Source organism: Phenylobacterium sp., assembly GCF_016793285.1.
In the GTDB taxonomy this organism is placed as follows: domain Bacteria; phylum Pseudomonadota; class Alphaproteobacteria; order Caulobacterales; family Caulobacteraceae; genus Phenylobacterium.
In genome coordinates this window covers 1-17,898 of sequence record NZ_JAEUMO010000203.1, presented here as the reverse complement: position 1 = coordinate 17,898, position 17,898 = coordinate 1, and the positions used below count along the sequence as shown (strand labels likewise).

General features: G+C 71.7%; 17 protein-coding genes and 2 pseudogenes. 16 read left to right on the top strand and 3 right to left on the bottom strand.

What is annotated here, in order from left to right; translation table 11 throughout:
• Nucleotides 1–75 precede the first annotated feature (75 nt).
• The 3 genes from JNL41_RS17565 to JNL41_RS17555 form a co-directional block, all read right to left on the bottom strand.
• A complete protein-coding gene (locus tag JNL41_RS17565; RefSeq protein WP_293477197.1) occupies nucleotides 76–441 on the bottom strand; it encodes a potassium channel family protein in 366 nt (121 codons plus the stop codon).
• 58 nt (nucleotides 442–499) lie between these two features.
• Nucleotides 500–1,525: a hypothetical protein gene (locus JNL41_RS17560; protein WP_293477195.1), complete on the bottom strand. Its 1,026-nt coding sequence runs from the start codon at nucleotides 1,523–1,525 to the stop codon at nucleotides 500–502.
• Between the two features lie 229 nt (nucleotides 1,526–1,754).
• Nucleotides 1,755–3,311: a S41 family peptidase gene (locus JNL41_RS17555; RefSeq protein ID WP_293477193.1), complete on the bottom strand. Its 1,557-nt coding sequence runs from the start codon at nucleotides 3,309–3,311 to the stop codon at nucleotides 1,755–1,757.
• A gap of 391 nt (nucleotides 3,312–3,702) precedes the next feature.
• On the opposite strand from JNL41_RS17555, the pseudogene rplU reads away from it, so the two are divergent.
• From rplU to JNL41_RS17475, 16 genes and pseudogenes are all read left to right on the top strand, one after another.
• Nucleotides 3,703–4,173: pseudogene (rplU, locus tag JNL41_RS17550) on the top strand (50S ribosomal protein L21); the annotation flags it as partial.
• Between the two features lie 220 nt (nucleotides 4,174–4,393).
• A complete protein-coding gene (rpmA, locus tag JNL41_RS17545) occupies nucleotides 4,394–4,669 on the top strand; it encodes a 50S ribosomal protein L27 (protein ID WP_293477192.1) in 276 nt (91 codons plus the stop codon).
• 140 nt (nucleotides 4,670–4,809) lie between these two features.
• A complete protein-coding gene (locus JNL41_RS17540) occupies nucleotides 4,810–5,343 on the top strand; it encodes a GNAT family N-acetyltransferase (RefSeq protein WP_293477191.1) in 534 nt (177 codons plus the stop codon).
• 18 nt (nucleotides 5,344–5,361) lie between these two features.
• Nucleotides 5,362–5,907, top strand: coding sequence for a biotin transporter BioY (locus tag JNL41_RS17535; RefSeq protein ID WP_293477189.1), 546 nt, complete (start codon nucleotides 5,362–5,364; stop codon nucleotides 5,905–5,907).
• Complete coding sequence (gene obgE, locus JNL41_RS17530) at nucleotides 5,904–6,941, top strand: GTPase ObgE (RefSeq protein ID WP_293477187.1); 1,038 nt, start codon at nucleotides 5,904–5,906, stop codon at nucleotides 6,939–6,941. The genes JNL41_RS17535 and obgE overlap by 4 nt, the downstream gene beginning before the upstream one ends.
• Nucleotides 6,941–8,080, top strand: coding sequence for a glutamate 5-kinase (proB, locus tag JNL41_RS17525; RefSeq protein WP_293477185.1), 1,140 nt, complete (start codon nucleotides 6,941–6,943; stop codon nucleotides 8,078–8,080). The genes obgE and proB overlap by 1 nt, the downstream gene beginning before the upstream one ends.
• 85 nt (nucleotides 8,081–8,165) lie before the next feature.
• Entirely contained in the window at nucleotides 8,166–9,749 is a 1,584-nt protein-coding gene (locus JNL41_RS17520) for an aldehyde dehydrogenase family protein (RefSeq protein WP_293477184.1), read from the top strand.
• Nucleotides 9,750–9,758: 9 nt separating this feature from the next.
• Complete coding sequence (locus JNL41_RS17515; protein ID WP_293477182.1) at nucleotides 9,759–10,427, top strand: nicotinate-nucleotide adenylyltransferase; 669 nt, start codon at nucleotides 9,759–9,761, stop codon at nucleotides 10,425–10,427.
• 71 nt (nucleotides 10,428–10,498) lie between these two features.
• Entirely contained in the window at nucleotides 10,499–10,957 is a 459-nt protein-coding gene (gene rsfS / locus JNL41_RS17510) for a ribosome silencing factor (protein ID WP_293477181.1), read from the top strand.
• Between the two features lie 216 nt (nucleotides 10,958–11,173).
• Entirely contained in the window at nucleotides 11,174–12,256 is a 1,083-nt protein-coding gene (locus tag JNL41_RS17505) for an aspartate-semialdehyde dehydrogenase (RefSeq protein ID WP_293477180.1), read from the top strand.
• 66 nt (nucleotides 12,257–12,322) lie between these two features.
• The gene (locus JNL41_RS17500; RefSeq protein ID WP_293477179.1) at nucleotides 12,323–13,732 is read left to right on the top strand and encodes an amidase family protein; all 1,410 of its coding nucleotides are present in this window, start codon (nucleotides 12,323–12,325) and stop codon (nucleotides 13,730–13,732) included.
• Nucleotides 13,729–14,193 (top strand): 23S rRNA (pseudouridine(1915)-N(3))-methyltransferase RlmH, encoded by a 465-nt coding sequence (gene rlmH, locus JNL41_RS17495; RefSeq protein ID WP_293477178.1) that lies wholly within the window; start codon nucleotides 13,729–13,731, stop codon nucleotides 14,191–14,193. The genes JNL41_RS17500 and rlmH overlap by 4 nt, the downstream gene beginning before the upstream one ends.
• Entirely contained in the window at nucleotides 14,193–15,032 is an 840-nt protein-coding gene (locus JNL41_RS17490; protein ID WP_293477177.1) for a peptidoglycan DD-metalloendopeptidase family protein, read from the top strand. The genes rlmH and JNL41_RS17490 overlap by 1 nt, the downstream gene beginning before the upstream one ends.
• A 90-nt stretch (nucleotides 15,033–15,122) precedes the next feature.
• Nucleotides 15,123–16,514: a S41 family peptidase gene (locus JNL41_RS17485; RefSeq protein ID WP_293477176.1), complete on the top strand. Its 1,392-nt coding sequence runs from the start codon at nucleotides 15,123–15,125 to the stop codon at nucleotides 16,512–16,514.
• A gap of 169 nt (nucleotides 16,515–16,683) precedes the next feature.
• Nucleotides 16,684–17,796 (top strand): divergent polysaccharide deacetylase family protein, encoded by a 1,113-nt coding sequence (locus tag JNL41_RS17480; protein ID WP_293477175.1) that lies wholly within the window; start codon nucleotides 16,684–16,686, stop codon nucleotides 17,794–17,796.
• Between the two features lie 15 nt (nucleotides 17,797–17,811).
• Nucleotides 17,812–17,898, top strand: a pseudogene (locus JNL41_RS17475) (RNA pyrophosphohydrolase); the annotation flags it as partial.

Here is a 17,898-nt window from a genome sequence, read left to right as displayed (position 1 = left end):
ACATGTACTCGTCGGCCGCCCGCGCCTCGCCCGCGCCCAGCAACGCCGTCAGCCGCACGGCGCCCCGCCCGGCGATCACGGCTCCACCCGCGCGCGGATTTCCCGCAGCAGGCGCTTCACCTCCTCCTGTTCGTCGTTGGTCCAGGCGTCGCTGTTGACGATCAGCTTGGCGGCGACCTGACCCGCAAGCAGGATGTTCAGCAGCCAGCTCACGACCATCAGCGCCGCGGCGGCCATCCGGCCCGTGACGCTGTGCGGAGACAGGTCGCCGTAGCCGGTCGTGGTGATCGTCACCAGTCCGAACCACAGCGCGTCCGGAACGCTCCACGCCTCGGACACCTTCACGACGACGACGCAGGTCGCATACGCCGCCGCATAGACCGCCAGCACCTCCGGAATGCTGTTGAGCAGCCGCGACGGCCGCAGGAGGTCCCAGTTCATCAGTTCGCTCCTCAGGCATCCTTCCGGGATGCTTCGTGCTTCCGGGATGCTTCGTGCCCTACAGCAGCCCCGCCGCCACCGCGATCTCGGCCGTGACGTCGCGAGCCCCCGGCGCCTGCCACAGGCGGTCGTCGAGGATGAACAGCCAACTGTTCGTGTGATCCGTCCGCCGCGCCCTTGCCGCGACCACGTCGAGGGGCAGGATGATGGCCCTGCTGACCTTGAAAGAGGCGTCGAACAGGACGGCGGCCAGGTAGTCGAAGGGTTGCTCGTGCAGCTTGCGTATGGCGCTCAACTGCCGGGACGCAGACGGCGAGGTCAGCCGTCGCCCCTTGATCTGGTAACGACGCCCATCCGCGTCGGTGGCGTCGTGGCCGGCCGCCGAATTGCCCGCCAGCGTCCAGTCGAATGCGCGGGCGAACAGCAACTCGGCGTAGTCTCCGACCGGCGAGTTTCCCGTCCGCACCACGTCGCGGGCGCGCAGCTCGTCCATGATCTGGCCGTAGAGCCCGAGGAGTTCTCCGACCCTTGCGCCGGTGATGAAGTCCGGTCGCGGCGGCGCGGCAGGAGGCGCCGAAATCGCCACGTTCGCGATCGGCGCCCCGAGCGGCGGGGGGGCGAGTGGCGCCGAGCTCTCGGCGTCGGGCGCCGTCTCGTAGGCTGAGCGCGGCACGCGGCTGCGCAGCATGTTGCCCAGGTTCATCCGCTGCTGCCCTGCGTTCAGATGGGCGTACTCGGCGCGGCGATGCACGCCATACTGCTCGGCCAGCGCATGCAGCCGCTCGGCGTCCAACCGGCCATCCTCGCCGCGCACCTGTGCGTCGAGCCAGCGGTTGAAGGGACCATCGGCCGTGTTTGCCGCCCAGGCCTCCCGCTGTTCGCGTGTGATCTGCATGCCCGTGACTCTGGCCCGCGCGTCGGGCCGGGCTCCGTCGCGGAACTCCGCGTAGGCCCGCAACGCCGAAAGGCAGTTGCGGGCGCTGGCTTCCGCAGCCCCCGCCGCCGCGAGCTCGCGGCGGATGTTCGCAAGGCCGACCTCGCTGAGGTCGGAGGTATCGAGATCGAGCCCGACGTCCCGCCGCACCCGCTGGCAGTAGGCGATGTAGCTGTCGATCGACCTCTCCCCCAGCCGACCGGCGAGGAAGCGCCTGAACCCTGACTCCTGCAAAGCTGTCCGTCCCCGAAGGAGGCATCCCGAGGGATGCTTCCCGCCCCTAAATCCATGGTTGATTGCGAGCCTGCGGGGCGAGGCGTGTCAAGCCGACCCCACTCTGCCAGCTCCGACGCGCACGCGGCATCCGATTCTCTGCCCGCTACTCGGGTCCCTTCAGCGTCGCCGTCTGGGTCCACTTCGCGCCGGCCGCACGATCGCGCGGCAGCACCGACCTCGTCAGCCACTGCTTCACCGCGGCCGTGTCCGCAATGTCGCCGGAATAGCGGTTCTCGGCGCCGGGCGCCCACGCCTCGTTCTCGCCGCGGGCCCGACCCTCGCGGGTCATACGGCCCATCCGGGCGACCACCAGACCGCTCGGCGCTTCGTACCCCAGCGGGAAGCCCCCTGCGCGCCGGTCGATGTGCGTCTCGGCGCCGACGAGGGTCACCCCCGGGAACCGCATCATCTCGTCGACGAAGGAGATGCAGGCGCTGGCGCAGCCGAAGTCCGTCAGGACGTAGACCTTCGCCTTGGTCAAGCTCGCCGGCGCGGCGGTCGGATAGGTGATGGACGCCAGTGGCGCCGCCATCTGCATCAGCGTGCCCCCATTCGCCAGCGTGCTGACCTTCGGGGCCGACAGTGTCAGCGGCGGGTCGGCTGGCGGCTTGATGGTCAGCGCTTCGCCGGCGAATCCCGCGCTGGGGTCCTGGCGCTCGCCGGGGGGCGTGAAGATCACCGGCGCGATCCCGAGACGGGCGCGGGCGTAGTGGTCGGCGTAGGGCTGTCCATACAGGCCGCGCAGCAAGCCCATGAACCAGTTGTAGTTGCCGCCGCGGTTTCCGCGGACGTCGAACACTACGACCTGCCTGGTGCGGAGCGACGGGGCGCGGTCGATCAGCGCCTGGAAGGCGGCCGCCTGATCCTGCGTGACCGGGTACATGGTCCCCACGCGCACCCAGGCGCCGTTCGGCCCGAAGTCGCTGATGGCGAGGGTCTCGTCCCGCAGCGTCGAGGGCGATTCCCCGGACCGGGCGGGCACGGCGTCCAGCACGCCGTCGGGCGGGGTCGACCAGGTCAGGGTCAGGTCCTTGCCGGCGACGCGGCAGACCTTCGGCAAGGCGTAGAGCGGGTTGGCCGTGTCGATCAGATACTGCTGGGCCACTGTGGCGCGGGTCGTGTCGCGGCCGCGCGGCCCGCCGAAGAAGGGCGAGACCTCGTCGATCAGCGCGGCGGTCGGCTTGCCATCGCAACTCTCGATCTCTGCGCCCGACGCAATATCCCTGCGGAAGGTGCGGTCCACCACGAAGTGTCCGCCGCTGTACTTCATGGTGAAACCCGGGAAGCGGCCGGCCGCCGGCTTGGCCTGGAAGTACCCGCTGAGGTGCGGGTCCTGGAAGGCTCCGAGGTAGTGCTGGATCACGGCGCGGTAGCTGCCGAAATCGCCCACGAGCCGGGCCTCCCGGCGCGCCTGCGACAGCGCCCCGTCGAACAGGGTCCGCCACTCGGGGCCAGCCTGATAGTTCGCGTAGATGTAGTTCCTTTGGATGGTGGCCGCGAGGAAGGTCAGGTCGGCGTCGATCAGGGTCCGCCAGGCCGAGGAGACCTCGGGGAGCTCCGGCCGGGTCTGCACGCCGAGTTGCGCTTCAGCCGCGGGCGCGCCGGCCGACACTGCTGCGACGATCCCCAGCCACGCCGCCGCCCGAAGACCCTTGGACATCCTGTCTCGCCCCCAGCTTGCCGACGAAAGACCGCCCTGCGCGGCAAATGTTAGCCGGGGATCTGGATGCGATCTTTGCGTTCAGCGGCTACTCGGCCGCGGTCGCGACAATGCCCATGCTCAATGGGCGGCCTCCGAGACTGGATCATGCAGGCGCAGCGTCCGCCGCGTTTGTTCGGGATGCCGGGCGGGGCGGATGGCCAGGCAGACCCTCCGGCCCGGTCTTCGGATCGGCGCAATGAGTCCAGCGGGCGCCAGCACCGGGTCACCGCGCGCCCCACCGTTGACTCGCGGACGTCCCGCTGTATAACCGCGCCTCCCTCGTCCGGCGGGTCTCCGTCGGGCGCGAAAACGCTTTCAATCAAGAAGAAATACAAAGGCGCGAGAGACGATGTACGCGGTGATCAAGACCGGCGGCAAGCAGTACCGGGTTCAGCCCGGGGACCTGCTGGTCGTCGAAAAGCTGGATGGCGAGCCCGGCGCGAAGGTCGCGTTCGGCGACGTCCTGCTCCTGGGCGAAGGCGAGACCGTGACGGTCGGCGCCCCCCTCGTGGCCGGCGCGTCCGTCGCCGCGACCCTCATCGAGACCCGCAAGGGCGACAAGGTGAAGATCTTCAAGAAGATCCGTCGCCAGGGCTATCGCCGCACCCGCGGTCACCGCCAGGCCGAGTCGGTCCTGCGCGTCACCGGCATCACCGCCGGCGGCAAGGAGACCAAGTGGGACGGCGAAGTCTCGCTGGTCACCAAGGCCGAGCTGGACGCCCGCGCCCGCGGCCTCGACTTCGCGACGATGAACCAGCCGCGCAAGACCCGCGCCGAGCAGGCCGCCGAGGCCGCGCCGGCCCCGAAGGCCGCCGCGAAGGCCAAGGCCCCCAAGGTGACCGACGAGGTCGTCGAGGAAGCCGCTGCGGCCGCCCAGGCGAACGCCCCGGTGGAAACCGAAGCCAGGAAGGCCGCGCCGAAGAAGGCCGCCGCCCCCAAGGCCGAAGGTGAAGCCAAGAAGCCGGCCGCCAAGAAGGCGGCTGCCAAGAAGGACGACGCGGCGGAGTAATCCGGCCGCTCAGTAAGGACAGGAGCACCTCATGGCTCACAAGAAATCCGGTGGTTCGTCGCGCAACGGTCGCGATTCCGCGGGCCGCCGTCTCGGCGTGAAGAAGTTCGGCGGCGAAGCCATCAACGCCGGCTCGATCATCGTGCGCCAGCGCGGCACCAAGTTCTGGCCGGGCGAAGGCGTGGGCATGGGCAAGGACCATACCCTCTTCGCGCTCGTCACCGGCGCGGTGAAGTTCGTCACCAAGGCCAAGAATCGCACCTACGCCACCGTGGTGCCGGCCGACAAGGTGATCGCAGCCGAATAGGCGGAACCCTCTTTCTCCGGGTCCGCCAGCTACTTACGGCGGACCGGACAGACGACCTTCGCGGGGAGTCCGGTGCGTCCGGGCTCCCCGCAGTCGTTTTGGGCCCCCACACAACCAAGAAGGGGCCGGGAGGTAGGGAAATGTGTGCAGTCGATGTGCGGCCGGCGATCGGGACCGAACGCCTGGTGCTCCGCGGGCTCGTGCCGGGCGACGCGCCGGCGATGGCCGAACTGGCGGGTGACTTCGACGTGGCGGCCATGACCGCGCGCATCCCGCATCCCTATGCGCTCTCCGACGCCGAGTGGTTCGTGGGCTACACCCAGGGGCGCGATCCGCGGCGCGAGGTCAACTTCGCCATCGAGCATCGCCAGCTCGGCGTGATGGGCGTGCTGGGCTTCGACGGGACCGACCCTCGGCGGCCGGAGGTCGGCTACTGGCTGGGCCGGCCGTTCTGGGGCCGCGGCTATGCCAGCGAGGCGCTGAAGGCGGCGATGGTCTGGGCGCGCGGCGACTGGGGTCGCAATGCGGTCTGGGCCGGCCACTTCGCCGACAACCGCGCCTCGGCCGGCGTGCTGGTGAAGGCGGGCTTCCTCTATACGGGCGACGTCGAGCAGCGCTTCAGCGTGGCCCGCGACGAGGCGGTGGCCACCCGCATGATGGTCTGGCTCGCCTAGGGCTGGTATGCGCACGCCATGACCGCCGCCGCTTCCCGCCGCCGCGCTTCCGGCGCCTCCAGCCAGCCGCTGCCCTTCCAGGCCGCGGCGGTGGTGGCGGGGGCGCTCGCCCTGGCCGCGGCCGGGCGGGTGAGCTTCGACCTCGGCCCCGTCCCGATCACGCTGCAGACCTACGCGCTGTTCGTGATCGCCGGGCTGTTCGGGGGGCGGCTGGGCCTGCTCGCGGTGCTGGCCTGGCTCGCCGCCGCGGCGTTCGGCCTGCCGGTGCTGGCGGACGGCGCCGGCGGCTGGCGTGCGGTGACCGGCCACACGGCGGGCTTCCTGGCCGGGATGGCCGCCGCCGTCTGGGTCGTGGGCGAGGCCGCGCCGAAGGCCAGGGGCTGGGTCCCGCTCGGGTTCCTCGTCCTGGGCGGCCATGCCATCGTGCTCGCGGTCGGCTGGGCCGGTCTCGCTGCGTTCATGGACCCGAAGCCGGCGCTGACCGTCGGCATCGTCCCCCTCCTGCCCGGCGCGGTGCTGAAATCGCTCGCCGCCGCGGCCACGATCCGACTGATGTCCCGATGAAGTTCCTCGACCAGGTCAAAGTCTACGTGAAGAGCGGCGCGGGCGGCGGCGGCGCCGTCTCGTTCCGGCGCGAGAAGTACATCGAGTTCGGCGGCCCCGACGGCGGCGACGGCGGCCGGGGCGGCGACGTCTGGATAGAGGCCGTCGAGGGCCTGAACACCCTCATCGACTACCGCTACCAGCAGCATTTCCGCGCGGGCACGGGCGTCCACGGCATGGGCCGCAGCCGCCACGGCGCCGCCGGCGCCGACGTCGTCCTGAAGGTCCCGGTCGGGACGGAGGTCCTCGACGAGGACAAGAACCTCATCGCCGACATGTCGGTGGCGGGCCAGCGGCTCCAGCTCCTGCAGGGCGGCAACGGCGGCTGGGGCAACGAGCGCTTCAAGGGCCCCGTGAACCAGGCGCCCCGCCACGCCAACCCCGGCCAGGAAGGCCAGGAGATGGCGCTCTGGCTGCGGCTGAAGCTGATCGCCGACGTCGGGCTTGTCGGGCTGCCCAACGCGGGCAAGTCCACCTTCCTGGCCGCGTCGAGCGCGGCGAAGCCCAAGATCGCCGACTATCCCTTCACCACCCTGGCGCCGAACCTCGGCATGGTCGATCTCTCCGTCGGCGAGCGCTTCGTCCTGGCCGACATCCCCGGCCTGATCGAGGGCGCGAGCGAGGGGGCCGGCATCGGGACACGGTTCCTGGGCCACGTGGAGCGGACGGCGGTGCTGGTGCATCTGGTCGACGCGACGCAGGAGGACGTCGCCGGCGCCTGGCAGACGGTGCGGCATGAGCTCGAGGCCTACGGCGAGGGCCTGGAGGACAAGGCCGAGATCGTGGCGCTGAACAAGATCGACGCGCTCGACGCCGAGACCATCGAGGCCAGGGCGGCCGAACTGGAGGCGGTGGTGGGCCACAAGGTCCGGCGCGTCTCCGGCGTGGCGAAGATCGGCGTCACCGAGATCCTGCGCGCGGCCTACGCCCTGGTCCGCGAGAAGAAGGGCGAGATCGCCGCCGAGGAAGCCTCGCCCGAGGAATGGCGGCCCTGATGAGCGAGATCGCGTCTGCCCGCCGGGTCGTCGTGAAGGTCGGCTCGGCGCTGCTGGTGGGGCCCGACGGCGCGGCGCACGGCGCGTGGCTCGCCGACTTCGCCGCCGACGTGGCGCGGCTGCGGGCGCGGGGGCAGCAGGTGCTGATCGTCTCGTCCGGCGCGGTGGCGCTGGGGCGGCGCAGGCTGGGCCTGGGCAAGCGGGCGCTGAGCCTGCCCGAGAAGCAGGCCGCCGCGGCGGCCGGGCAGTCGGCGCTGATGCAGGCGTGGGAGGAGGCGCTGGCGCCGCGCGCCCTGATCTGCGCGCAGGTGCTGCTGACGCGCGACGACACCGAGGTGCGCCGCCGCTGGCTGAACGCGCGCGCGACCGTGGAGACGCTGCTGGGCCTCGGCGTGATCCCGGTGATCAACGAGAACGACACCGTCGTCACCGAGGAGATCCGGGTCGGCGACAACGACCGGCTCTCGGCCCGCGTGGCGCAACTGGTGGGCGCCGAGGCGCTGGTGCTGCTGTCCGACGTGGAAGGGCTCTACACGGCCGATCCGCGGCGCGATCCGGCGGCGACGCTGATCCCGCGGGTCCCGCGCCTGACGCCGGAGATCGAGGCGATGGGCGGCGGCGCCAACGCGACGGCGGGCGTCGGCACGGGCGGCATGGCGACCAAGCTGGAGGCGGCGCGGATCGCGAGCCACGCCGGCTGCGCCACGATCATCACCCTGGGCGAGCGCTCGGCCCCCCTGGCGGCCATCGAGGCGGGCGCGGCGGCCACCGTGGTCGAGCCGGAGACGAGCCCGCGGGCGGCCTACAAGGCGTGGATCGCCGGCTCGCTGGCGCCGGCCGGGTCGTTGACGGTGGACGCCGGCGCGGCGGCCGCCGTGCGGCGCGGCAAGAGCCTGCTGGCCGCCGGCGTCAAGGCGGTCGCGGGCCGGTTCGACAAGGGCGACGCCGTGGTCGTGCGCGACGAGGCGGGACTCGAGATCGGCCGGGGCCTCGTGCGCTATCCCTCGGACCATGCGGCGCGGATCTGTGGACTGAAGTCGGACGCCGTCGAGGCGGCGCTCGGCTACACCTCGGGGCCCGTGGTCCACGCCGACGATCTGGCGCTGCAGCGCGTCGCGGGCACATTGGATGCTGTTTAGAGGAAAAGCCCTACGCGTTGGGATGCGCTGGCCGCGGGCGCTCTCACCGCCTAGGTTAGGCTCAGGGCGAGCATAAGGGGGAGCCGTGGACGACGGCGCATCAGGCAGGGAGGCGCAGGCGGCGCAGCCGACTACGGCCGGCGTCGGCCGGCTGGAAGCGCTCGCGCCTGGCCAGGCGATTCCGTTCGCCGGCGACCGCGTCGCCTACGTGAGCGCCGAACTCGCCGCCGCCTTCCGGCCGGGCGACCGGCTGGTGGTGGTCCAGGACACCGGGGACCTCCTGCACATCCCGGCCCGCGAACAGGCCGCCGCCGCCGCCGCGGTCGGCCGCGCCGTCGGCGCCTTCGCGCGCATGGGCGAGGTGGACGACGCCGCCGTCACCGCCTTCTTCGACGCCTTCGCGCGCCGGCTGGAGGATGACGCTGTCTGGGCGAGGATCGCCGCGGCCAACGCCGCCGACGTGCAGAGCGCCAGGGCGCGGGGCCGTTCGACGACCCGGCTGATCGCGTCGGACGCGATGCGGGCCGACATGGTCGCCGGGCTGCGGGCCTGGCGCGACGCCGAGCCACCGCGCGGCCGCGTGATCGAGACGGTGGCCCACGAGGGCTGGATGGTGGAGCAGGTGACCGCGCCGCTCGGCGCCGTGGGCTTCGTGTTCGAGGGCCGGCCCAACGTCTTCGCCGACGCCACGGGCGTGATCCGGGCGGGCAACACGGTGGTCTTCCGCATCGGCTCGGACGCGCTGGGCACCGCTCGCGCCATCGTGGCCGAGGCGCTGGACCCCGCGATCGCCGAGGCCGGACTGCCGGACGGCGCGGCGGTGCTGGTGGATTCCGCGGCGCACGCGGCGGGCTGGGCGATGTTCGCGGACGGCCGGCTCTCGCTGGCGGTGGCGCGGGGCTCGGGGCCGGCGGTGGCGCAACTGGGCGCCATCGCGCGGCAGGCCGGGACGCCCGTCAGCCTGCACGGCACGGGCGGCGCCTGGATGGTGGCCGACGCGACCGCCGACACGGACCGCTTCCATGCCGCGGTCTTCCACTCCCTGGACCGCAAGGTCTGCAACACGCTGAACGTCTGCTGCGTCGTGCGCGAGCGGGCGGACGAGCTGATCGCGGTGTTCCTGGAGGCCCTGGAGCGCGCCGGCGAGCGCCGCAGGGGCGTGAAGCTGCATGTGGCGCAGGCCGACTGGGAGCGCCTGCCGGCGCGCTGGCGCACGGCGCGCGCCACCGTCGTCCGCGCCGAGGGTCCGACCGAGGAGCCGCTGGCCGAGCCGCTGGCCGACGCCGATCTCGGCCGCGAGTGGGAGTGGGAGGAGACGCCGGAGGTGACGCTCAAGGTGGTGGCCGACGTCGCCGAGGCGGTGGCCCTGTTCAACCGCCACAGCCCGCGGTTCGCCGCGACCCTGATCTCCGAGGACGCCGCGGCGCACGCGCGGTTCTACGAGACGATCGACGCGCCCTTCGTCGGCGACGGATTCACCCGCTGGGTCGACGGGCAGTACGCGCTGAGCAAGCCCGAGCTGGGACTCTCCAACTGGGAGCAGGGGCGGCTCTTCGCGCGGGGCGGCGTGCTGGCCGGGGATGGCGTGTTCACGGTCCGCGCCCGCGTGCGCCAGGCCGACCTCGCCCTCGACCGCGGGGGCGCAGCCACCCCGCCTCGCGCCCGGTAGCCGCCGCCGATGTGGTTCGCAGGTCCTGCGCGGCGCGCACCCCTCGCCGGCCGACCGAAGGCGCTGCGGCTGGGGTTCACGCTCAGCCGGGGGATGAAGGTCGGGCTCTACGGCGGCTCGTTCAATCCGGTCCACGATGGCCATGCCCACGTCGCGGAGACGGCCAAGCGCCGCCTGGGCCTGGATCGGGTCATCTGGCTGGTCTCGCCGCAGAACCCGCTCAAGCGCGGCCATGAGACGGCCGACTTCGACGCGCGCATCGCCGCGGTGAAGGCGGTCACCAAGGACCCCGGGATGATCGTCACGGGCGCCGAGGCGAAACTGGGCTCGGCCTACACCGTCGACACGATCCGCACGTTGAAGGCGCGCTTCCCTGGCGTGAAGTTCGTCTGGATCATGGGCGCCGACAGCCTGGCCAGCTTCCACCGCTGGAAGGGCTGGACCGACATCATGCGCGAGGTTCCGGTGGCCGTGGTCTCGCGGCCGTGGATCTCGCTGAAGAGTCGCTTCTCGCCGGCCGCCCGCCGTTTCACCCACGCGCGCCTGCCCAGCGCCTCGGTGATCCGCCTGCCCGACGCCCGGACGCCGGCCTGGGCCTTCCTGTTCGGACGCTTCAATTTCCAGTCGTCGACGGCGCTTCGGGCCCGCGCCCGGACCGCATCGGCGCCCAAGGCCTGAGCGGCGCGGAACACAGGCGCGGTCCCGCGGCTTGATAGCCTTGCGAGGGCGCCTGACCGCGAGCCCCTGATGTGGTAGGCTCCCACTGGCGAGGACACAAAGGAGCTACCCCGCTGAACCGCAATCCCGCGCCGAGTGCGCATGAGACCCCGGCCAAGCCCGAGGTTTCGACTCAGGACCAGGGCCGCAACACCGCGATCGAGGACCTGATCCTCAATCGTCTGGACGACGATCAGGCCCAGGACGTCGTCTTCATCGACCTCAAGGGAAAGAGCCCCGTCGCCGACGGGCTCATCGTCGCGTCCGGCCGCTCCCAGCGGCACGTGGGCGCGATGGCCGATCACCTGCTGCGCGCGCTGAAGGAGGCGGGCTACGGCAAGTGCCGGGTAGAAGGCATGCCCAGCGCGGACTGGGTGCTGATCGACGCCGGAGACGTGATCGTCCACCTGTTCCGGCCCGAGGTCCGCTCCTTCTACAACATCGAGAAGATCTGGTCGGTCGAGACCGGCGGCCACCGCGCCGTCGTCTGATCGTGCTTTACAGCCGCGCCCGCGGCCGCTAGAGGGCGCGGCGATGTTCGTCCGCGCGACCATGATTATCACCCGGAAAACGACCCGCTCCTGCGGGGCGTCGACGGGTGCGCGCGTGATCTGAGCGAGCACACACCCGGAGAGAGCCCCGCCGAAGCGCGGGGCCCCGATCACCGGACCAGCACCCCGCGCCTCCGCCCACCCAGGAGACGCACCATGACCTTCCAGTCCTTCCGCAGAGCCCATCCCAACGTCGCCATCCTCGGCGCGACCGGCGCCGTGGGCGTCGAGCTGATCCGCTGCCTCGAGCAGCGCGACTTCCCGCTGGCGCGGCTGAAGCTGCTGGCCTCGCCGCGCTCGGCCGGCCGCAAGCTGGCGTTCCGCGGCGAGGAGCTGACCGTCGACGCGGTGGACGGCGCAAGCTTCAACGACGTCGACCTGGCGCTGTTCTCGGCCGGAGCCAGCCAGTCGAAGGTCTGGGCGCCCGTCGCCGTCGCCGCCGGCGCGGTGGTGGTCGACAACTCCTCGGCCTTCCGGATGGACCCGGACTGCCCGCTGGTCGTGCCCGAGGTGAACCTCGACATGCTGGTGGCGCACCGCGGCGTCGTGGCCAACCCGAACTGCGTCGCGATCATCGCGACCATGGCCATCCAGCCGCTGCATCGCGCGTTCGGCCTGACGCGGGTGCGGCTCTCGACCTACCAGGCCGCGTCCGGCGCCGGCGCCGCAGCGATGGAGGAACTGCGGGCCTCGACGGTGGCCCACCTGGCGGGCGAGACCTTCACGCCCCAGGTGCTGCAGCATCCCTACGCCTTCAACCTCTTCAGCCACGACAGCGGCGTCGACCTCGACAGCGGCTACAACGGCGAGGAGCTGAAGGTGGTCGCCGAGACCCAGCGCCTGCTGGGCCGCCCGAACCTGCCGGTCGGCATCACCAGCGTCCGCGTGCCGGTGCTGCGGGCCCACACCATCGCCATGACGCTGGAGTTCCCAGAGCCGGTCAGTCCCGACGCGGCCCGGGCGGCGCTCGCGGGCGCGCCGGGCGTGCGGATCGTCGACGACCGGGCAGCGAACCACTTCCCCATGCCCTCGGAATCCCAGGGGCAGGGCGACGTGCTGGCGGGCCGCTTCCGCACCGACCTGGCCGATCCCACCGGCCGCTCGATCTGCCTGCTCGTCTCGGGCGACCAGCTCCTGAAGGGCGCGGCGCTGAACGCGGTGCAGATCGCCGAGCACCTGTTCGCCGACGCCCGCGAGCAACTGCGCTCGAGCGAGGTGCTGGGCGAGCCCGTGGCCTGAGCCCGTCATTCGCGGCTGGACTCCGGCCGGGCCGGGTGATGCGATCCTTCCAGGGAGAAAAACGCCATGTCCGAGACCCCCAGCCACGACAAGGCGGGCCGCGATGTCGTCGACCACAGCGCGGGCGAGCTCGTCGAGATGCTCGCCCAGCGCAAGGTGGGGGCGCTGGAGCTGACCGACGCGCTGATCGCCCGCATCGAGGATCGCGACCGCGCGCTGAACGCCGTGGTGGTCCGCGACTTCGATCGCGCCCGCAGCGCGGCGAAGGCTGCCGACGCCCTGATCGCCAAGGGCGAGCGCCGCCCGCTGCTGGGCCTGCCGATGACGGTGAAGGAAAGCAACAACGTCGAGGGCCTGCCGTCGACCTGGGGCAGTCCGGCCTTCACCGGCTGGACCGCGCCTGTCGACGCTGTGGCGGTGCAGCGGCTGAGGGCGGCGGGCGCGATCGTGGTCGGCAAGACCAACGTGCCGCCGTTCCTGGCGGACTGGCAGAGCAACAACCCGATCTATGGCCGCACGAAGAACCCCTGGGATCTGGGCCTGTCGCCGGGCGGCTCGTCGGGCGGCAGCGCCGCGGCCCTGGCCTCGGGCATGACGCCGCTGGAGATCGGCTCGGACATCGGCGGGTCGATCCGCATCCCGGCGGCGTTCTGCGGCGTCTACGGCCACAAGCCGACCTACAACCTCGTCCCGAGCCGCGGCCACACTCCGCCGGGCACGGATGGCGGGCCGATCCCGCTGGCGGTGGTGGGGCCGATGGCGCGGACGGCGGCCGACCTGCAGCGGGCGCTGGACGTCGTCGCCGGCCCCGAGCCCGAGGAGGCGAAGGGCTATGCGCTGAACCTGGCGCCGCCGCGGCACAAGGACCTAGCCGACTACCGCATCCTGGTCCTGACCCGCCATCCGCTGGCCGCCACCGACAGCGAAGTCGCTGCGGCGGTCGAGGCGCTGGGCGAGCGCCTGAACCGCCTGGGCTGTGCGGTCTTCCGGGGCAGCGACGCGCTGCCAGACCTCGCGGCCCAGCACGGCGTCTACATGCAGATCCTGGGCGCGGCGATGAGCCGGGGCACTCCGGGCGCGCAGCCGATCAACGCGCACGAGTGGATGAACGCGCTGGACGCCCAGCTCCACTTCCGCCGGCTGTGGGCGACGTTCTTCGAGGACTTCGACGTGGTGATCATGCCGACGTTCGGGACCACGGCGTTCGCGCACGACGACAGCGAGGACCGCGAGGCGCAGCGGCTGACGATCGACGGCAAGGCCACCATCTACTTCGATCAACTGGCCTGGCCGGGCGTGGCGCTGCTGCCCAACCTTCCGGCGACGGCGATCCCGATCGGCTTCTCGAGGGGCGGCCTGCCCATCGGCGCGCAGATCGTCGGCCCTTACCTCGAGGACCGCACGACCATCCATGTGGCCGGCCTGATCGAACGCGAGTTCGGCGGCTTCGTGCCGCCGCCGCCGCTGACGGAGTGAGGATCTCCGTCGTCGCCATCGGGCGGCTTTCGCGCTCGCCCGAGACCGAGCTCGTGAAGCTGTACGTCGAGCGGGCCACCGCGGCCGGGCGGGCGCTGGGCCTGGGGCCGGTCGAGGTGGTGGAGGTCGAGAGCCGGAAGCCCGGCAAGCCGGCCGAGGCCGAGGCGCTGCGGGCCCACCTCGCCGACAGCCACGTCGTCGCCTGCGACGAGCGCGGCAAGGCGCGGGCTTCGCGGGCCTTCGCCGGAGAGATCGGGACGCTCCGGGATCGCGGCGTGCGGCGGCTCGTGTTCCTGATCGGCGGGGCCGACGGGCTCGATCCCGAACTGGTGCAGTCGGCGCAGGGAACGCTGGCGTTCGGGCCGCAGACCTGGCCGCACGCGCTGGCCCGCGCGATGCTCTGCGAACAAATCTACCGGGCGGTCTCCATTCTGGCCGGATCACCGTATCATCGGGACTGATGCGGATCCTCCTGTTCTCGGGCGTCGCGGCCTTGCTGGCCGGCGCCGCCGCCTTCGCCGCCACCAACGACCGGCTGGAACGGCTGAACGCGGCCGAGACCACGCTCTCGGTCGATCAGGGCGCCAACGCCCACCGGCTCTCGCGCCTGCTGTCGGTGCTGGAGCTGCTGCGGCGCGATCCGCCGCCGGCGCTCCTGGTTTCGCCGCGCGACGCCCGTGATGCGGTGCGCGCCGCGATCCTGGTCCGGGCGATGACGCCCGAGCTGACCGGCCGGGCTCAGACCTATGCCCAGGGCGCCACCGAGGTGATGCGCCAGCGGCGGCTGGCGGCGGTCCAGAGCGAGGCCCTCTTCGAGCGGGACAGCCTCGCGGCCGAAGCCCTGCCGACGCCGGAGTCGTCGGCGGGCCTGCGACTTAGGGGCGCGGTCGGCGCCGACGCGGCTCAGCTCACGCCGCCCGCGCGGCTCATCTATCCGGTCTCCGGGAACGTATTGCGCAGGTTCGGCGATCCGCTCGCCGGCGGCGGCCGCTCCAACGGCCTGACGCTCTCGGCCCCGCGGGGCGGGCGGGCGGTCAGCCCGGCGGCCGGGTTCGTGCAGTACGTGGGCCCGGTCAAGGGTTGGGGCGTCATCGTGATATTAAGACTAGCGGGTGGATATCATCTCGTGCTTGCTGGTCTGGAGAGAACGTCGGTTCAGGTCGGACAATCCGTCGCGGAGGGTCAACCTGTCGGATGGGCTACCGGTGACCGACATGCGGCCTCGGAGCTCTATCTGGAGCTGCGCGAGCAGGGTTCGCCCGTCGATCCGGCCCGATGGTTGGGTAAGGCGGGCGGTTGAAACACGTCGGGCTGATTGCGGCCTCAAAACCGTCGTCTCGGCCTGATCCATAAGCGGGGCGTCTCCGCGAAAGGGAGTTTGAGCCAGGCTATGAAGAAGTATCTCCTGATCGGCGCGTCGGCGTTCGTTCTCGGCGCGGGTTCCATGGCCTACGTCAGCCAGCAGGCGCTGGCCTCGTCGCAGCCGCGGGCCAAGACCTACCGGATGCTCGGCCTGTTCGGCGACGTGCTGAACACCGTCGAGAACCAGTACGTCACCGAAGTGGACGATACGAAGCTGATCCAGTCGGCGATCGACGGCATGCTCACCTCGCTCGACCCGCACTCCGGCTACCTGGATCCCGAAGACTTCGACGACATGCGCGACCAGACGCGCGGCGAATACGGCGGCCTCGGCATCGAGGTCACGTCGGAAGACGGCGTCGTGAAGGTGATCTCGCCGATGGACGGCACGCCGGCGTCGCGCGCCGGGATCAAGGCCGGCGACTACATCACCGCCGTGAACGGCGAGAGCGTGCTGGGTCTGTCGGTCACCGAGGCGGTCAAGCAGATGCGCGGCAAGCCGGGCGAGACCGTCTCGCTCACCATCGCCCGCGAGAAGTCGGACCCGTTCGACGTGAAGCTGGTGCGCGAGGTCATCAAGCCGAAGAACGTCACGGCGCGGCTGGAGGGCGACGACATCGTCCTGCGCATCGCCAGCTTCAACGAGAAGACGACGGACGAGGCCGAGGCGGCGTTCGCCGACGCCCGCGCCAAGAACCCGAAGGCCAAGGGCTTGATCCTCGACCTGCGCAACAATCCGGGCGGCCTGCTGGACCAGGCGGTCGGCGTGTCGGACCTGTTCCTGGAGGGCGGCGAGATCGTCAGCCAGCGCGGTCGCGATCCGCGCGACGTGGAGCGCTACAACGCCCGGCCGGGCGACATCACCGGCGGGATGCCGATCGTGGTGCTGATCAACTCGGGCTCGGCCTCGGCGGCGGAAATCGTCGCCGGCGCCCTGCAGGACCGCAAGCGTGCGGAACTCGTGGGCCTGACCAGCTTCGGCAAGGGCTCGGTGCAGACCGTGATCCCGCTCCGCGGCGGGATCGACGGCGCGCTGAAGCTGACCACGGCGCGCTACTTCACCCCCTCCGGCCGTTCGATCCAGAAGACCGGCATCACGCCGGATCTCGAGGTCGCGTCCAGCCGCGAAGAGGCCCAGATCATCGCCAACCGCAGCTACCAGTTCTCGGAGGCCAGCTTCAAGAACGCGCTGAACGCCGACGAGGGCAAAGTGCGCCGCGGCGCCCACGAGCCCGCCGAGGCGCCGCCGGAAAACTTCGACGAGAAGAAGGACTTCCAGGTGGCCCGCGCCGTCGACGTGCTGAAGTACGGCTCGGTGGCGGCGACGCCGAAGCTGCCGAAGCCCACAGCGCGCCTGGCCGAAATCGTCTCGAAGGCCAAGGTCGCCGAAGTGAAGCCGCCGCCGACGGCGCAGAAATAACGAAGGCGGCTCCGCGCTGCTTCCGGCGAGCCTCCGCGAAAGCGGAGGCTCTGTCGTTTCGGGACCCGCGGCTGACCGGAAACGGAGCCGGCGCAGTCCGCGTGTCCGGCGGTCCGAAAGCCGGCGTTAACCATATTGGACGAGGGTAGGCTCAAGGAGAATTCCCACCTTGGCCAGCATCGCGCTCCCCCAGTTCAAGGCGCCGCAGGTCGATCTGCGCGGCGTGTTCAGGAGCCCGGCCGTGGGCCTGGGCGCGGCGGCCGCGCTGTTCGTGGGCTGCGTGTTCGCGCTGGTCAACCTGCTGGGGCCGGTCGGCGGCGGCGCGACCGAGGTGCGCGTGCCGCTCGGGGGCGGCCACGCGCCGGCCGGCTGGCGCGAGGCGCTGAAGCCCGTGCATGGCCAGCCGCACACCTACCGCGACGTCGTCCGGCTCTCCGAGCGCCCGCTGGCGCCCGGCGCGGGCGCGCCCGCCGCGCATTCGGCGTCGGCGCCGGCCTACAGCGGGCCTGGCCTCGCCGCGGCGCCGATCGCGGGCTTCTATGCGCCCGGCCCCGGCGGCCCTCTGCCGATCATCGCGCAGGACGGCCGCACCCCGGCCCAGGCCTACGCCCGGCCGTTCACCGCCAACGGGCGACCCAAGGTGGCGCTGGTCGTCGGCGGCCTGGGCCTCAACGCCCGCGCCACCCGCCAGGCGATCGAGACTCTGCGCCCCGAGGTCACCCTCTCGTTCGTGGTCTACGCGGAAGGCCTGCAGGGCTGGATCGACATGGCCCGCGCCCACGGGCACGAAGTGCTGCTCGAGACGCCGATGGAGCCGGTCGACTACCCGGACAACGACCCCGGTCCCTACACCCTGATGGCGGCCGGCCAGCCGCCCGAGACGGTGAAGAAGCTGGAGTGGATCCTCAGCCGCGCCACCGGCTACTTCGGCTTGACCAACTACCTGGGCTCGCGCTTCCTCGGCGTCGACACGGCCTACAACGCCTTCGCCAGTTCCGTGAAGGCCCGCGGCCTCGCCTTCATCGACGACGGCTCGGCGGCGCGGCGCGGCGGCGGCATGTCCCGCGCCACGGCCGAGCGGGTGATCGACGACAAGCTCTCTGGGCCGGCTATCGACCAGCAGCTTGCGGCCCTCGAGGCCGGCGCCCTGCAGCGCGGCCAGGCCCTCGGGTCGGGCTTCGCCTATCCCGTGACGCTGGAGAAGGTTGCGTCCTGGGCCAATGAGGTGGAACAGAGAGGCTACCAGTTGGCGCCCGCCAGCGCCCTCACCGCCAAGCGCTGACGCGCCCGACGACCCATGACCCCTTCCGACCTGTCATTCTACCGCCCGAACGTGGGCGTGGTGCTCTTCCACCCGGACGGCCGCGTCTGGCTCGGCAAGCGC

Bases quoted from the DNA above. Each gene is read 5' to 3' on its own strand.
- JNL41_RS17490 (WP_293477177.1), top strand. From the start codon at position 14,193: ATGCGGATCCTCCTGTTCTCGGGCGTCGCGGCCTTGCTGGCCGGCGCC.
- JNL41_RS17515 (WP_293477182.1), top strand. From the start codon at position 9,759: ATGTGGTTCGCAGGTCCTGCGCGGCGCGCACCCCTCGCCGGCCGACCG.
- proB (WP_293477185.1), top strand. From the start codon at position 6,941: ATGAGCGAGATCGCGTCTGCCCGCCGGGTCGTCGTGAAGGTCGGCTCG.
- JNL41_RS17535 (WP_293477189.1), top strand. From the start codon at position 5,362: ATGACCGCCGCCGCTTCCCGCCGCCGCGCTTCCGGCGCCTCCAGCCAG.
- JNL41_RS17500 (WP_293477179.1), top strand. From the start codon at position 12,323: ATGTCCGAGACCCCCAGCCACGACAAGGCGGGCCGCGATGTCGTCGAC.
- JNL41_RS17565 (WP_293477197.1), bottom strand. From the start codon at position 441: ATGAACTGGGACCTCCTGCGGCCGTCGCGGCTGCTCAACAGCATTCCG.
- rpmA (WP_293477192.1), top strand. From the start codon at position 4,394: ATGGCTCACAAGAAATCCGGTGGTTCGTCGCGCAACGGTCGCGATTCC.
- obgE (WP_293477187.1), top strand. From the start codon at position 5,904: ATGAAGTTCCTCGACCAGGTCAAAGTCTACGTGAAGAGCGGCGCGGGC.
- JNL41_RS17505 (WP_293477180.1), top strand. From the start codon at position 11,174: ATGACCTTCCAGTCCTTCCGCAGAGCCCATCCCAACGTCGCCATCCTC.
- JNL41_RS17485 (WP_293477176.1), top strand. From the start codon at position 15,123: ATGAAGAAGTATCTCCTGATCGGCGCGTCGGCGTTCGTTCTCGGCGCG.
- JNL41_RS17540 (WP_293477191.1), top strand. From the start codon at position 4,810: ATGTGTGCAGTCGATGTGCGGCCGGCGATCGGGACCGAACGCCTGGTG.
- JNL41_RS17555 (WP_293477193.1), bottom strand. From the start codon at position 3,311: ATGTCCAAGGGTCTTCGGGCGGCGGCGTGGCTGGGGATCGTCGCAGCA.